The sequence below is a fragment of the Micromonospora sp. NPDC049102 genome, assembly GCF_043197485.1.
Taxonomy (GTDB): Bacteria; Actinomycetota; Actinomycetes; order Mycobacteriales; family Micromonosporaceae; genus Micromonospora.
On record NZ_JBICTE010000004.1, the window covers coordinates 175,163 to 189,678 of the forward strand.

Consider the following 14,516-nt stretch of genomic DNA (forward strand, 5'->3'; position numbering starts at 1 on the left):
CTCGCCGCCGCCCCTCCTACTCTCATCAGCGCACGGCCAACCGATCAACCCCGGAGGGAGTACGCCATGTCGCGCCGCGTCCGCACCGACGCCCGCCGGTGTCTGCTCCCCGCCGGCACCCCCGCGCTCGACATCACCGCTACCTGCGCCTATCGCACCTTGCGGCACAGCGGGCCGGGGTGGCGCGACTGACGCCGACGCTCACCGCGTCCGCCGGCCGCCCATCCCACCGGGATCGGCGGCCCTTTCGTTTCCGCGTACCACCGCCGCGCCGTCACCGGCCGGCGCATGATCGATATCGGTCGCCCGCACGACAGAAGGAGACCACCATGGGATTCGCCCCGCTCGCCGGCACCCGGGCGCCGGTCCGGGTCTGGACCAACCCGTACGCCATCGAGCCGCAGGCCGCGAAGCAGCTGCGCAACATCGGCGCGCTGCCCTGGGTGCAGGGTGTCGCCGTCATGCCGGACGTGCACTTCGGCAAGGGCGCGACCGTCGGCTCGGTGATCGCGATGCGACAGGCCGTCTCGCCGGCAGCCGTCGGCGTCGACATCGGCTGCGGCATGTCGGCGGTGCGCACCTCGCTGACCGCCGCCGACCTGCCGGACGACCTGGGCGGGCTGCGGTCCGCGATCGAGGCCACCATCCCGGTCGGCTTCGCCCAGCGGGCCGAGGCGGTCAACCCGCGTCGGATACGGGGGCTGGAGCAGGCCGGCTGGGACGACTTCTGGAGCCGCTTCGCCGGCCTCGACCGGGGGGTGGCACAGCTGGAGACCCGGGCGCAGAAGCAGATCGGGACCCTCGGCGGCGGCAACCACTTCATCGAGGTCTGCCTCGAGCAGGGCGGTGACGACGAGGGCCGGGTCTGGCTGATGCTGCACTCCGGGTCGCGCAACATCGGCAAGGAGCTGGCCGAGCGGCACATCGGCGTCGCCCGGAAGTTGCCGCACAACGCCGACCTGCCCGACCGGGACCTGGCCGTGTTCCTCGCCGGCACGCCGGAGATGGACGCGTACCGGCGGGACCTGTGGTGGGCGCAGGAGTACGCGCGGCGCAATCGGGCCGTCATGCTGGCGCTGCTCTGCGGTGTCGTGCGCGAGCACTTCCCGCAGGTCGGCTACGACGAGCCCATCTCGTGCCACCACAACTACGTCTCCGAGGAGAGCTACGACGGCGTGGACGTGCTGGTCACCCGCAAGGGCGCGATCCGGGCGGGCCGGGGTGACCTGGGCATCATTCCCGGGTCGATGGGCACCGGGTCGTACATCGTGCGGGGTCGGGGTAACCCGGACGCGTACTGCTCGGCGTCGCACGGGGCGGGTCGGCGCATGTCGCGGGCGCAGGCGAAGCGGACGTTCAGCACCGCCGACCTGGCCGCGCAGACCGCCGGCGTGGAGTGCCGCAAGGACGCCGGGGTCGTCGACGAGATCCCCGGCGCGTACAAGGACATCACCGCGGTGATGGCCCAGCAGGACGACCTGGTGGAGGTGGTCGCGCACCTCAAGCAGGTCGTCTGCGTGAAGGGCTGAGGGGTACGCGCGGGCCGGGACTCCCGGCCCGCGCGCAATCCCTCAGAAGCCGACGAAGACCCGGCGCAGGTCGTCGAGGGTCACCGGCCCGCTCACCTGCACGCCGTCCGGGGTGTAGCGCGACCCGAGCCGGCCCACCACCAGGCGCAGCCACGCCTCGGCCGGCAGGGACAGCTCGCCGTCCGGCTGCTCCGGCGCGTCGGTCAGCGTGATCTGCTCGCCCAGCCGCAGCCCGAACGTCCGCTCGGGGTCGCGCAGCCGTACCAGCAGGGTCGCCTCGCGGCCGTCCAGCTCCTTCGGTCGGCTGGTCCAGCCGAGCATGCCGCCGATCTGCTCGATCAGCAGCGGCACCGCCTCCGGCGTGACCGCCGCGAACGGGTTGAACGCCACCTCGGCGTCCCACTGGTGAAAGGCGAACTCGCTGAGCCGGAACCGGGCGGCCGTGGCGACGTCGACCGGTTCGGGCAGGAAGCCGAGGTTGATCCGCAGCGTCTCGCGGGTCTCGGCGTCCAGTGCCTCGTACGCCTCGACCAGCCGCTGGTTGGACTCCAGGAAGCCGGCGGCGTGGTCCTCCGGGGACATGGCGTCCCAGCGCTGCCACACGCCGCGGTTGAAGTCGCCGTCCGGAGCGGGCGTGCCCTCGATGGAGGCCTTCAGCCCCGCGAGGCCGATCTCGGCGCCGCTGCCCAGGTGGCTGAGCACCTGGGAGACCTGCCACTCACTGGCGCCCGAGGGCTGGCGCAGGTCGTCCTCCTTGAGGTCGCGCACGAGCGCGGCAAGCTCCTCGTGGCCTGCCCGTAGCGCGTGGATGATCTGGTCGGCAGGCGTGGACATGATGTCTCCTCAACGGATCTTCGACAGGGTTCGGCACGCTACCCGCTTCAGCCCATGTGCACGGCGTTGCCAGCCGGGATGTCCTCCTTGCGCACCTTCACCAGGACCAGGGTGACCAGCCCGGCGAGCACGATGAGGACCGCGCCCCAGGCGAACGCGACGCGGTAGCCGTGCACCAGCGCCTCCACCTGGGTGACCGGGCTCGGCGCCCGGCCGACCAGGTACGCGGCGACCGCGCTGGTGTAGAAGGTGTTCAGCAGCGCGGTGCCGAGCGAGCCACCGACCTGCTGGGTGGCGTTGAGGGTCGCGCTGGCCGCGCCGGCGTCGTGCTCCGGCACTCCGACCAGGGCGAGGCTGGACAGCGGCACGAAGGTGAAGCCCAGTCCCAGGCCCAGGATGACCTGCGCGGGCAGCAGGTGGGTCAGGAACGGGGTGTCCACGTCGATCTGGGTCAGCACCAGCATGCCGAGGGCGGCGAGCACCGCTCCGGCGACCATCAGCGGCTTGGCGCCCAGTCGCGGCATGAGCTGGCTGGCGCCACCCGCGGCGATCAGCACACCGGCGGTCACCGGCAGCGAGGCGAGACCGGCCTCCAGGGGCTTGTACTGCAGGACCACCTGGAAGTAGAAGGTCAGGAACAGGAACGCCCCGAACAGGCCCGCGCCGATCAGCGTCGAGGTCAGGTACGCCCCGCCCCGATTGCGGTCCAGGATGATCCGCAGCGGCAGCAGCGGGTGGTTGGTGCGCAGCTCGATCACCACGAAGGCGGCGAGCAGGACCACGCCGGCGGCGATGAACCCGAGCGTCGCGGTGGCGTCCCAACCGTCCTCGGCGGCCTTGGTGAAGCCGTACACGAGGGAGACCAGACCGGCGGTGACGACGACCGCGCCGGGCACGTCGTAGCGGGTGTTGCCCTGGGCCCGGCTCTCCGGCACGAGCGGGAGGGCGAAGGCGATCGCGATGGCGGCGACCGGGATGTTGACCAGCAGGCACCAGCGCCAGTCGGCGTACTCGGTCAGCACGCCGCCGAGCAGCAGTCCCACCGCGGACCCGCCGCCGGCGATCGCGCCGTACACGGCGAACGCCTTGGCGCGCTCGGTGGCCTCGGTGAACAGCACGGTGAGCAGCGCCAGCGCGGCCGGCGCGAGCAGCGCGCCGAAGGCACCCTGCAACGCGCGGGCGGCGAAGAGCATCCCGCCGGTGGTGGCCAGGCCGCCCAGGGCGGAGGCAAGCGCGAAACCGGTCATGCCGACGATGAAGGTGCGCTTGCGCCCCCAGTAGTCGGCGATCCGGCCGCCGAGCAGGAGCAGACCGCCGAAGGCCAGCGTGTAGGCGGTGATCACCCACTGCCGGTTCGCGTCGGTGATGCCCAGGTCGGCCTGGGCCTGCGGGAGCGCGATGTTCACGATGGTGGCGTCGAGGACGACCATCAGCTGCGAGACCGCGATGACCGCGAGCGCGATCCAACGCCGCGGGTGCGGCGCGCCTGTCGACGTCCCGGCGCCGGGTGCTCCGGGGGCGGTCGAGGTGGTTCCGGGCATGGTGAAGCCTTCCGTGGTGCGGATGTTGATGGGATCAGGCCTGGGACGGGCGGTCGTGCCGGTAGCGGAGAACCGGGATGAGCACCTGGTCGACGACCTGCGTGAGGAACGCGTCGTCGGCGGGCAGGCCGTGCGCGACCAGTCGGGACAGGAGGAGCGCTGGCGCCAGGTCGTGGAACAGTTCCCGTTCGCCGGCCTCCGGAGGGATCTCCCCGCGGGCGGCGGCACGGACGAGGACTGCGGTGCTGGCCACCCGGCCGGCGGGCAGCACCTGGTGGCGTACCAGACGTTCCAGCTCCGGGCTGGTCCGCATGGCGAAGGTCAGCGCCTGCATCAGGTCGCAGTCGGCGACGCAGATCGCGGCGGTGGCGCGGAGCAGCTCGATCAGGTCGCCCCGCAGCGAGCCGGTGTCGGGTGGGTTGAGCACACCGACCTGGCGATCGCTCAGGGCGGCGACGACCAGTTCGGCCTTGCCGTCCCACCGCCGGTAGATGGTGGCCTTGCTCACGTGGGCGCGGGCGGCGACGGCGTCGATGGTCATCCGGTCGTAGCCGACCTCGCGGAGCAGGTCGATCACCACCGTGAACAGGTCGGTGGTCGTGCACCGCGCTGCCCGGGCGGCCGGCACCCCGACGCCCGTGTTCACCTGCTGACCCTCCACCACCCGAAAACCCCCCGTGAAACGATGTCGTACCGACCATAGTTCGCTGGTAGCGGTTCGCGCAGGGTTTTATGAGTTGTGTCGCACCGCACGAGCGAAACGGTCACGTTTCCCGTCAGCTCCCGTGCGGGCCGAGGAGCACCGGCACGATCACGGCGTTGATCCGGGCGCCGTCGCGGGCCGACACCTCGTACACCTCGATCGTGCCGTGCTGCTCCCGTGCCGTGCGCCAGGTGACCACCACCCGGTAGGCCCCCCGGCAGCCGCTGCCGCAGCTCGCGGCGCCGAAGGCGGCGGCCACCTGACGGCCGTCGGCGTCCAGCACCCGGACGCTCACGGTGGCCTCGAACGCGTCCGCCGTGCCGGTGACGGTGAGTGGGGCGGTGACCCGGTCGCCGACGCTCGGGCCGGTGACCACGATCGGCGCGAGCAGGGGATAGTCGGCCCGACCGACCGGTGCGCCGCCGGAAAAGCGGACCTGTCGGACGGTCGGGAACTGGGTGAGGGTCCACGTCACCAGTGCCTGCCGCCCGTCGGCCGCGGTGTCCACCCGGAAGCCGGCGCTGCGCAGGCCGAGGGCGGTGACCTCCCGGATGGAGACGTCGTCCTCGACCACCAGTACGCGGCCCTCCACCATTCGAGGGTAGACCGCGGCCACGGTGCGTAACCCTGGCGGAACGGTCGTCATCGCCGGGCCGGTCGGGTCCTCGGCCCGGCACTGTCCACGGGCTACGGTCAGGTGCCTTCGGCACCCCTCACACGAAAGTGCACGACGTGCAACGTCATGGCTGCGTGATTCGACTCCGCCCCGAGCAGCGGGAGACCTACCCGCGGTTACACGCCGCCGTCTGGCCGAGCGTCGAGCAGACGCTGCGCGAGGCGAACTTCCGTAACTACACCATCGTTCTCCACGACGACCTGCTCTTCGGCTACTACGAGTACGTCGGCGACGACTACGAGGCCGACCTGCGACTGATCGCCGCGGACCCGCAGACCCAGGAGTGGTGGAAGCTGACGGACCCGTGTCAGGAGTCGCTGGCCGAGCCCGGCTCGGGGGACTGGTGGGCCCCGATGCGCGAGGTCTGGCACCTCGCGGACGAGGCCCCGGAGAACTCCGCTGGCTAGCCGTTCAACGGATCGCGCCGGCCGACATCCGCCCTGCTCGCGGCGGAGGTCGGCCGGCGGTGGTCACCACTGGTGGGCGACGTCGAGCACGATCCGGCTGTGGGTGCCCGGACCGGCCAGCACGAAGGTGCGGCACGGAAGCCGGGCCCGTACCCCGACCGCGAAGGTGGTGTAGCCCTCGAAGCTGCCGCCGAAGACCACGTCGCGCAGCGTGGGGTAACGCAGCAGGTTCGTGACGTGCGCGTCGACCGCGTAACCGTCGACCGGGCCGGCGAACTCGAACACCACCCGGTCGTAGCAGTCCTGCCGGCCCGTCCGCACGTCGACGAGCGGGGCGTCGCTCAGCGCGCCGGCCGACTTGTCCGCGCTGCCCCAGGTGATCCCGCAGTACGCCGCCTCGGCCGCGCTGGCCGTGCTGCCCGCGCTGGCCGTGCTGCCCGTCGCGCTGCTGGTGCTGGTCGCGCTGTTGGTGCCGGCGCTGCCGAGCAGTCCGGCGAGGACGACCGCCATCGCGGTCAGAGTGCTCCTGATCCTCATCGTCGTTCTCTGTTCGGTGTCCCGGGGTCACGTCGCGGCGGCCCTGCCGGTGACCCTTTGCCGTCACCGTCGTCCCGTCCGGACACGGGCACCTCGCCGTGGCGTAACCGCCGGGTAACAGCCGTCCACCCCGCCGCAATCAGCGTCAGCCGCAGTACAGCGTGGCGCGGCACCCAGGCGATCCCACATTGCGATACGGTGCCTCGCATCGGCACATCGGAGGTGGATGTATGCCGGCCGTCGTCGTCCTCGCGCTGACCCTCGCGCTCGCGCCAACGCCCACGCCGTCGGTGTCCGTCACCCCCGGTCCGATCGGTGAACTGATCGGTGGTGTCGGCCGGATTATCGGCGACCTGCTGGGCGGCGACGGTACGCCAACTCCGACGCCGAGCCCGACGGGCACCCGCGCCCCGACCACCGGGCCGAGCCGACCATCGACGACCGGGCCGTCCAGCCCGTCGACGCCCGGCGCGCCCGCCGGGTCGCAATCCGGTGGCCGGCCGGTGGTCTCCCCCGACCGCCCCGGCAAGGGCGCAGGTGCCGACGACCGCGAGGCGGCCGTGCCCCTGCGCGGTGGTGACACGCCGGCTCCGGTCGTGGCGCCGTCGCTCGCCGACCCCGTCCGCGATGGCTGGCCGCCCGTGTCCTACCTGCTGGTCGCGGTGCTCCTGGTGGTGCTGGCAGCGTTGCTGCTGCGGCGCCGCGGTGATGCCGCCGCTCCCGCACCACCGACACCCGACACCGAACCGACTCCCGACCACGATCCCGACCCCGGACCAGACAACGTCCGCCGTCTGCCGACGAGCCTCAACGCCGTGTACGAACTGGGTCGGCTCGACGAGCGCCTCGAGCAGGAGCGCCGCCGCCGACCCTGACCGGCGGTCTCAGTGCTTCGGGTACGCGCCCTCGCGCCGTGGAATCGCGTCGTCGTACGCCCCGGACGGGCCGCGGTAGCGGACCGTGCCGCTCGGGTAGGGCCACGCGCTGGCTCGGCAGCCGTGCAGGCCCAACGTCTGCTGCTGCATCACCGGCGCCGGCCGGCCCTGCCCCGGGCAGCGTTCGTGGCCGAATCCGAGCCTGTGCCCGACCTCGTGGTTGACCATGTACTGCCGGTAGGTGGCCAGGCTCGCGCCGTAGTTCGGCACGCCCGAGACCCAGCGCGCCACGTTGAGCACCACCTTGGCCCCGTTGCGGCAGGACGTGTAGCCGTCCGGCACGTCCTGGCAGAGGGTGTCGCGGGTGCCGGGGGTCGCCAGGTAGATGGTGAAGTCGGCCGCCTGGTCGGCGCCCACCCGGCGCAGCCGCCAGTTCCCGCCCGCCGTCCACCCGCGGGGGTCGTTCAACGTCGCGGAGATCGCGGTGGCGATGTCACCCGCTGGAAGGCCATGGATGTCGCGTTCCACGGCGACCCGGTAGCGCAGCAGGGTGCCGCTGTCCCCGCCGCCACCCGTCGTCTCGGCCCCGGCCACCGTCCAGCGGTTGTCGCCGGTGGCGGGATAGCTGACCGGGCGACTGGGCGTGCTGCTGGGGCGGAGGATACCGACACCGGTCGGCCGGTTCGAGGCTGCGGCGTGACCACCGGGTCGCGGTCCGGTGGTGGGGTCTCCGGCGCCGGACTGCCCGGCCGTCGGTCCCGTGCACCCGGTGAGCAGCGCCACCACCAGCAGTGACGCCCCAGAGGCAGGAAGCCACCGGCGGGTACCCTTCGTCGACATGTCTCTCCCCTCGCGCGCCGCCTAGTGTGGCGGCGCGCAAAGGAGAAGACGGGTGCGGGCGGCGAAAAGTTGAAGTGACCCCGGTCTCAACTTTTTGTCGGCCTGTGCCGTCTGTAGTGGTGTGGCACGGGGGAGGGTTCGCGGTGGCGCGCGGTGACGCGGAGTTCGTCGAGTTCGCGCGGGCGGCGTCCGCGCGACTGGTGCACGCAGCGTTCCTGATGACCGGCGACCACCACCAGGCCGAGGACGCCGCACAGACCGCGCTGGTGCGCACGTACGTGTCGTGGTCGCGGATCCACGACGACGACGCCTACGGGTACGCGCGCCGCACCCTCGTCAACCACCTCGTGGACCGGTGGCGGCGGCCGATGCGGGAGTACCCGACCGACGCGGTGCCGGAGCAGCGATGTGGGGACGTGGCCGACGACGTGGCCACCCGGCGCTGGCTGGTCGCCATCCTCGGCGCGCTGAGCCCTCGGGAGCGGGCCATCGTCGTGCTGCGGTACTACTTCGACCTGCCGGAGGCACAGGTGGCTCGGGAACTCGCCGTGTCCGTGGGCACCGTCAAGAGCACCAGCTCGCGAGCCTTGGAGAAGCTGCGGACCGCAGCGCCGCGCGCCGCCGACGAGGAGGCGTGCCGATGAGCGAGCTGGATCGCCTCCGGGAGGCCATGCGGGCGACCGAACGCCCCGACGCCATCCTCGACCTGGCCAGCGTCATGCGCGAGGGACGGCGGTTGCGCGCCCGTCGGCGGATCACCGGGGCTGCGGCGGCCACGTTCGCCGCCGGCCTGGTCGCCGTCACCGCGGTGGTGGTCGACCCGACCGGGTCGCGCGATCCGTTGCCGACCGAGCCCGCGTCCCCGGTCGCCGTGGCCTCGCCCCCGGCCGGTGTCGCGCCGACGACGGCGGCGACGTCGGACGGGCCGACGCCACCGCCCACGCGGGCTCGTGGCGTGCCGAATCCGAAGCCCCTGGGGCAGGTGATCGACTCCGGGATAGGGCACGGCATCGACCGGAGGGTCTATTTCGTCGTCGCGGTGACGGTCCCCGGGGCGCCCAGGGTGACCATCGGGTTGGCCGCCGGTCGCCAAGCCCCGGACGGAACGGTGAGCACGGACATCCTGGTCAACGACGTCGAGGGCGCCGACCGCAGTCCCGGTTTCCACCAGATCGGGTACGAGGAGAGCGAGTCGGCCTTTCCGGTGCCCACCTTCGGCTACTTCGTCGGCCCGGCGGCACGGATCATCGGCACCGTCGACGGTCGGCAGGTCGACGCCACGGTGGCGCGGTGGAGTCTCGACAAGCAGGTCGTGATCTTCTGGTTCGATCCGACCACGCTCACGCCGGGGGCCCGGCTGGACGGCATCGTCGCCCACGACAGCGCGGGTCGCCGGCTCTGATACCGGGACGGGCCCTAGACGAGTAGTTCCCACCCTTTGGGGCGGTGGGCGTAGCCGGCGACCTGCGGTGACCCTGGGTCGCCTTCGTGACGGCGGATGTGCTGGTAGGCGGTATACCGCTCATCAGCACATCGACAGGGCGGGCAGCCACAGCGGCGCATCAGCCCTGGAAGGCCAGGGGAGCGGACGAAACCCCGCCGCCGGAGAGCTGAGCGGGACGCCAGCCCCACTCAGCAGAGCAGACGCGGAACGGCGCCACCCGTTTCAGGCCAACCGGCGTTCGATGGTCACCGTCGTCCCCTCGCCGGTGGAGATTAGCCGTACGTCGCCGTAGGCGTTCATCAGCAGCGCGCCCCGGCCCCGGTCCATGGCCGGCCGACGGTCCCGCCAGGTGCCGAAGTCGCGTACCGAGATCCGGACCAGCGTGTCGCCCACCTGGAGCCGGACCCGCACCTCGGGGCGGCTGGGTCGTTGCGCGTGCTCGACGGCGTTGTTCATCGCCTCGGAGGCGGCGAGCAGCAGATCCTCCGCCACCTCCCCGTCGACGTCGAGGTCGTCCAACGCCAGCCGGACGTCCTGTCGCATGGCGGCCGCCGAGGTGGGCACCGACGGGTACGTCCATTGCTCGTCCAGCCGGTCGCCGAACCCGTCGCCGTGCGGGGCTCCGGCTGTCGACGTGTCGGTTGTCGACGTGCTGGCCGGGTCGCCGGTTACGGTATCGACAACACGATCCGCGAGGGGCGCGCTCTGCTCGGGCTGGACCTCGACCACTGTGTGCCGGGCGGGAGCGCTTGACGCCGGCTCGCCGTCGGCGCTCGGCGCGGGGGCGTCGTCGCCGGCTACCTCGGTGCGGGCGCGGCGGATGGCGGTCCGGATCCGGGCGATCAGCTCGGCGGCGGCGAACGGCTTGACCAGGTAGTCGTCGGCGCCGAGGCTCAGACCGGCCACGCTGGCCTCCTCGCCCGCCCGCGCGGAGAGCACCAGCACCGGCAGCGTCCGGGTTGCGGGGTCGGCCCGCAACCGGCGGACGAGGTCGAAGCCGTCCAGCACCGGCATCATGACGTCGGTGAGCACGAGGTCCGGTGGCTCCCGGTGGATCGCGTCGAGAGCCTGGAGCCCGTCGGTGACCGACCGCACCCGCCAGCCCTGGGCGGCGAGCAGCCGGCTCAGGTACGCGCGCATGTCGCTGTTGTCGTCGGCGACCAGGATGCGTGCCCCGACCAGCTCGTCGGCGGCCGGGCCCGGCGCCGTGGCGGGCTCGGCGACGTCGCCGGTGGGGTCGGTCAGCCAGCTCACCGCCTCCTGGACGGCGGCGCGTGCCGCGTCGCCCCATCCCTCGGCGGGCGGTTCGGTCGTGGCCGGGCGTCGCGTCGCCGACCAGGGCAGGGCCACGGTGAAGGTGGTGCCGGAGCCCACGCGGCTGGTCACCCGGACCTCACCGCCCTCCAGACGGGCCAGCTCGTGGACCAGGGCCAGGCCGATCCCGGTGCCCTCGTGGCTGCGGGACCGTGCGCCCTGCACGCGATGGAAGCGCTCGAAGAGCTTCGGCAGGTCCGCCTCGGCGATCCCGATGCCGGTGTCGGCGACGGTGAGGCGTACCTCGTCGTGGTCCGCGTCCACGGCGATGCGGATGCGACCGATGAACGTGTACTTGAGGGCGTTCGACAGGAGGTTGGTGACGATCCGTTCCCAGTTGACCGGGTCGACGCTGACCGGGCGGGGCAGGGGCGGGCAGTCGACCTCCAACGTCAGGCCGGCCCGCTCGACGGCGGCGCGGAAGACGCTGGCCAGCTCGGCGGTGAGCGCGGGCAGGTCGACCTCGTGGGCGTCGCTGCGAGCCCGCCCGGCCTCCAGGCTGGAGAAGGTGAGCAGGCTGTTGACCAGGGTCAAGAGGCGGGTCGCGTTGCGCCAGGCGGTCTCCACCCGCTCTCGCTGTGCGGGTGCCAGCGGCGCGGCGGTGTCGGCGAGAGCGTCGGCGAGCGGCCCGAGCATGAGGGTCAACGGGGTACGGAATTCGTGGCTGACGTTGGTGAAGAAGGTGGTCTTCACCCGGTCCAGCTCGGCCAGCGTCTCGGCCCGGCGTCGCTCCCGCTCGTACTCCTGGGCGTTGTGCACCGCCGCGGACACCTGCTGTGTCAGCAGTTGGTAGAAGGAGCGGTAGGCCTCGTCCAGGTCCCGGTTGGGGCTGACGCCGACCAGCAGGACGCCGAGCGGCTGGTCCCCGGCGGCCGAGGGCAGCGGCAGGGCCAGCGCGGCGCGGGCCGGGTCGCCCCACGGGCCGGCGGGCAGCGACAGCCGGTCGGCGACGCCGGTCAGGTCGGTGGGTCGACCCGACGCCGCCTCCGGCAGCGCCCAGGCCCGGGCCGTCGGGCTCGGGTCGGCCAGGTCGACGACGGACGGCAGCGCACCGGTGACGGTGGCATCGTGTGGGCCGCCGCCCGCGCAGGCGATCCGGCGCAGGGTCGCGCCGTCGCGCAGGTAGATCGCGGCGAAGGGTACGTCCATGGGATCGCCGTCGATCGCGTCGATCAGCCGCGCGCACGTCGCGTCGACGTCGACGGTGCGCCCGTCGCCGGGTAGCGACAGGTCGCGGAGCAGTCGCAGCCGCCGTTCGCCGACGACCTGCTCGGTGACCTCGCTGCACACTGTCAGCACGCCGACCGTGCGGCCGTCGTCGTCGCGGGCCGGGGCGTGCGAGACGCTGAAGTACGCCTCCTCGCGGTAGCCGGCGCGTTCCAGCAGGAGTTGGAGGGCGGGTACCCAACTGGCCACGCCGGTCACCATGGCCTGCTCGATCAGGGGGGCGAGGACGTCCCAGCCCTCGGCCAGGGTCACCCGCACGTCGCCACCCAGGGCGGTGGGGTGCTTGTCGCCGATCAGCGCGGAGTACGCGTCGTTGTAGAGCTGAGAGAAGCGCTCGCCCCAGAGCAGCAGCATGGGGTAGCGGGAGGAGAGCACCACCCGTACGGCGGATCGCAGGCTCTGTGGCCAGTCGGACACCGCGCCGAGCGGTGTGTCGGCCCAGTCCAGCTCCGCCATCAGCCGGCCGGTGTCACCGCCGTCGTCGAACAGGTCGGTGCGGGGTCGTGTCACGCTCGCCCCGGCCTCATCGCTAGCCCCCCGTCCGGGCCCGACGACCCCTGCTGGCGTTACCTACCCATCCTGACACCTCTACTCACCTGTGCCGACGCCGGCACCCACCGTCTAACGGGCGGGGGTTCGGGACGAACGTCCGATGTCACAGACATAGATATCTGTAAGTGTCTCGGTTATCTCTCCGACCCCGAGGAGCCCTCATGAGAGGTAGAACGCTGAGCGCGGGAATCGCGCTCGCCGTGTTCACCGGGATGACGGTGACGTTCGCCGCCCAGCCGGCGACCGCGTCACCCTCCGCCACGACGACAGCGGCCCGGCCGATCGCCGCGTCCGCCGCCATCCTGGCGGCGCCGGACATCTCCGTCGGCAACGTCCAGGCGCACCTGACCCAGTTCAACTCCATCGCCAGCAGCAACGGCGGCAACCGGCGGGCCGGTTCGGCCGGCTACACCGCCTCGCTCAGCTACGTCAAGGGTAAGCTCCAGGCGGCCGGCTACACCGTCAGCGAGCAGTACTGCTCCAGCTGCACGTACCCCTCGAACAACCTCATCGCCGAGTGGCCCGGCGGCCCGTCCGACCAGGTGGTCATGTTCGGCGCGCACCTGGACAGCGTCTCGGCCGGTCCGGGCATCAACGACAACGGGTCCGGCTCGGCCACCCTGCTGGAGAACGCGCTGGTCCTCGCCGCGCAGAACCCGACAGTGACGAAGAAGGTCCGGTTCGCCTGGTGGACCGACGAGGAGCAGGGCCTCAACGGCTCCCGCTTCTACGTCAACTCGCTCACCTCCACCCAGCGCGGCTACATCAAGGGCTACTACAACTTCGACATGGTCGGCTCCACCAACGGCGGCTACTTCATCAACCGGGTCAGCTCCACCACGGCGGCGCCGCTGAAGGCGTACTGGGACTCGCTGGGGCTGCAACCCGAGGAGAACGTCGAGGGCCAGGGCCGCTCCGACGACTACTACTTCCAGCAGGCCGGCATCCCCACCTCCGGGTACGCGGCGGGTGCGAGCGCCCGCAAGACCAGCAGCCAGGCGGCCAAGTGGGGCGGCACGGCCAACGCCGCCTACGACTCGTGCTACCACCGTTCCTGCGACACCACCGCCAACGTCAGCGCCACCGTGCTGAACCGGGCCGCGGACGGCGTCGCGTACGCGCTGTGGCAGCTCGCCGTGGGCAGTGGGACCCCGACCAGCGACTTCTCGCTCGCGGTCAGCCCCACCGCGCTCACCGTCGCCCGGGGCGCCAGCGCCAGCGCGACGGTCAGCACCGCGACCACCTCCGGCTCCGCGCAGACGGTCAGCCTCAGCGCGTCCGGAGCGCCCAGCGGGGTGAGTGTCTCCTTCAGCCCGTCGTCGGTGACCTCCGGCGGGTCGGCCACGGTGACGCTCACCGCGTCGTCCAGCGCCACCACGGGCACGGTGACCGTCACGGTCACCGGCACCGGCTCGGTCACCCGGACCGCCAGCCTCACCCTCACGGTCACCGGCACCGGTGGCTGCGCCGGCGGCCAGGTGATCGGCAACGGTGGCTTCGAGAGCGGCACCACGCCGTGGACCGCCTCCTCCGGCGTGATCACCAACTCCGGTAGCCAGCCGGCCCGGACCGGGTCGTACAAGGCGTGGCTCGACGGGTACGGCAGCAGCCACACCGACACCCTGTCCCAGTCGGTGACCGTGCCGGCCGGCTGTTCCAGCTACACGCTGTCGTTCTGGCTGCACGTGGACACCGCCGAGACCACCGGCTCCACCGCGTACGACAAGCTGACCGTGCAGGTGGGTTCGACCACGCTGGCGACGTACTCGAACCTGAACGCCGCCTCCGGCTACGCCCAGCGCACGTTCAGCGTGGCCGGGTTCGCGGGCCAGACGGTGACGCTGAAGTTCGCCGGCACCGAGGACTCGTCGTTGCAGACCAGCTTCGTGATCGACGACGTGACGCTCCAGGCCAGCTGAGGGATGTCGGGTGGGGGTGGCGGTCACACCGCTCCCATCCGACATCTGGTCATGGCCATCGATCTCTGGTAGAAATCTTTCAAGGCCGGCCCCTGATTCGCAGAATTCCGCCCCTCAC

At 72.1% G+C, this 14,516-nt stretch carries 14 protein-coding genes; 7 read left to right on the plus strand and 7 right to left on the minus strand.

The window, feature by feature from the left end:
* The first annotated feature begins 66 nt into the window (after window positions 1-66).
* Window positions 67-192, plus strand: coding sequence for a hypothetical protein (locus tag ACGFH9_RS06880; RefSeq protein WP_393216415.1), 126 nt, complete (start codon window positions 67-69; stop codon window positions 190-192).
* Between the two features lie 137 nt (window positions 193-329).
* Window positions 330-1,529 carry an RtcB family protein gene (locus ACGFH9_RS06885; protein WP_393216418.1) on the plus strand — a complete coding sequence of 400 codons (1,200 nt, stop codon included), beginning with the start codon at window positions 330-332 and terminating at the stop codon, window positions 1,527-1,529.
* Window positions 1,530-1,571: 42 nt separating this feature from the next.
* On the opposite strand, the gene ACGFH9_RS06890 is transcribed toward ACGFH9_RS06885, so the two are convergent.
* From ACGFH9_RS06890 to ACGFH9_RS06905, 4 genes are all read right to left on the minus strand, one after another.
* Window positions 1,572-2,363 (minus strand): maleylpyruvate isomerase family mycothiol-dependent enzyme, encoded by a 792-nt coding sequence (locus ACGFH9_RS06890; protein ID WP_393216421.1) that lies wholly within the window; start codon window positions 2,361-2,363, stop codon window positions 1,572-1,574.
* A 47-nt stretch (window positions 2,364-2,410) separates the two neighbouring features.
* The gene (locus ACGFH9_RS06895) at window positions 2,411-3,904 is read right to left on the minus strand and encodes an MFS transporter (RefSeq protein ID WP_355233132.1); all 1,494 of its coding nucleotides are present in this window, start codon (window positions 3,902-3,904) and stop codon (window positions 2,411-2,413) included.
* Between the two features lie 34 nt (window positions 3,905-3,938).
* The gene (locus ACGFH9_RS06900) at window positions 3,939-4,550 is read right to left on the minus strand and encodes a TetR/AcrR family transcriptional regulator (RefSeq protein WP_393216424.1); all 612 of its coding nucleotides are present in this window, start codon (window positions 4,548-4,550) and stop codon (window positions 3,939-3,941) included.
* Window positions 4,551-4,680: 130 nt separating this feature from the next.
* On the minus strand, window positions 4,681-5,223 hold the full coding sequence (locus ACGFH9_RS06905; RefSeq protein ID WP_393216427.1) for a Gmad2 immunoglobulin-like domain-containing protein: 543 nt from the start codon (window positions 5,221-5,223) through the stop codon (window positions 4,681-4,683).
* Between the two features lie 134 nt (window positions 5,224-5,357).
* On the opposite strand from ACGFH9_RS06905, the gene ACGFH9_RS06910 reads away from it, so the two are divergent.
* Window positions 5,358-5,690, plus strand: coding sequence for an L-rhamnose mutarotase (locus ACGFH9_RS06910; RefSeq protein ID WP_393216430.1), 333 nt, complete (start codon window positions 5,358-5,360; stop codon window positions 5,688-5,690).
* A 63-nt stretch (window positions 5,691-5,753) separates the two neighbouring features.
* Here ACGFH9_RS06910 and ACGFH9_RS06915 read toward each other — a convergent pair whose 3' ends face one another.
* A complete protein-coding gene (locus tag ACGFH9_RS06915; protein ID WP_393216433.1) occupies window positions 5,754-6,200 on the minus strand; it encodes a hypothetical protein in 447 nt (148 codons plus the stop codon).
* A gap of 257 nt (window positions 6,201-6,457) precedes the next feature.
* On the opposite strand from ACGFH9_RS06915, the gene ACGFH9_RS06920 reads away from it, so the two are divergent.
* Entirely contained in the window at window positions 6,458-7,102 is a 645-nt protein-coding gene (locus ACGFH9_RS06920) for a hypothetical protein (RefSeq protein ID WP_393216435.1), read from the plus strand.
* Between the two features lie 9 nt (window positions 7,103-7,111).
* Here the strand turns inward: ACGFH9_RS06920 and ACGFH9_RS06925 are convergent, their stop codons facing one another.
* Window positions 7,112-7,942 (minus strand): DUF3152 domain-containing protein, encoded by an 831-nt coding sequence (locus ACGFH9_RS06925; protein ID WP_393216437.1) that lies wholly within the window; start codon window positions 7,940-7,942, stop codon window positions 7,112-7,114.
* 143 nt (window positions 7,943-8,085) lie between these two features.
* Here ACGFH9_RS06925 and ACGFH9_RS06930 point away from each other — a divergent pair, with 143 nt between their 5' ends.
* Window positions 8,086-8,586, plus strand: a complete 501-nt coding sequence (locus ACGFH9_RS06930; protein ID WP_393216439.1) for a SigE family RNA polymerase sigma factor — start codon at window positions 8,086-8,088, stop codon at window positions 8,584-8,586.
* Window positions 8,583-9,344, plus strand: a complete 762-nt coding sequence (locus tag ACGFH9_RS06935; RefSeq protein ID WP_393216441.1) for a hypothetical protein — start codon at window positions 8,583-8,585, stop codon at window positions 9,342-9,344. Before ACGFH9_RS06930 ends, ACGFH9_RS06935 begins: the two co-directional genes overlap by 4 nt.
* Before the next feature lie 264 nt (window positions 9,345-9,608).
* On the opposite strand, the gene ACGFH9_RS06940 is transcribed toward ACGFH9_RS06935, so the two are convergent.
* Complete coding sequence (locus tag ACGFH9_RS06940) at window positions 9,609-12,437, minus strand: ATP-binding protein (protein WP_393216443.1); 2,829 nt, start codon at window positions 12,435-12,437, stop codon at window positions 9,609-9,611.
* Window positions 12,438-12,640: 203 nt separating this feature from the next.
* Here ACGFH9_RS06940 and ACGFH9_RS06945 point away from each other — a divergent pair, with 203 nt between their 5' ends.
* Window positions 12,641-14,398, plus strand: coding sequence for a M28 family peptidase (locus ACGFH9_RS06945; protein WP_393216445.1), 1,758 nt, complete (start codon window positions 12,641-12,643; stop codon window positions 14,396-14,398).
* Window positions 14,399-14,516: the final 118 nt, after the last annotated feature.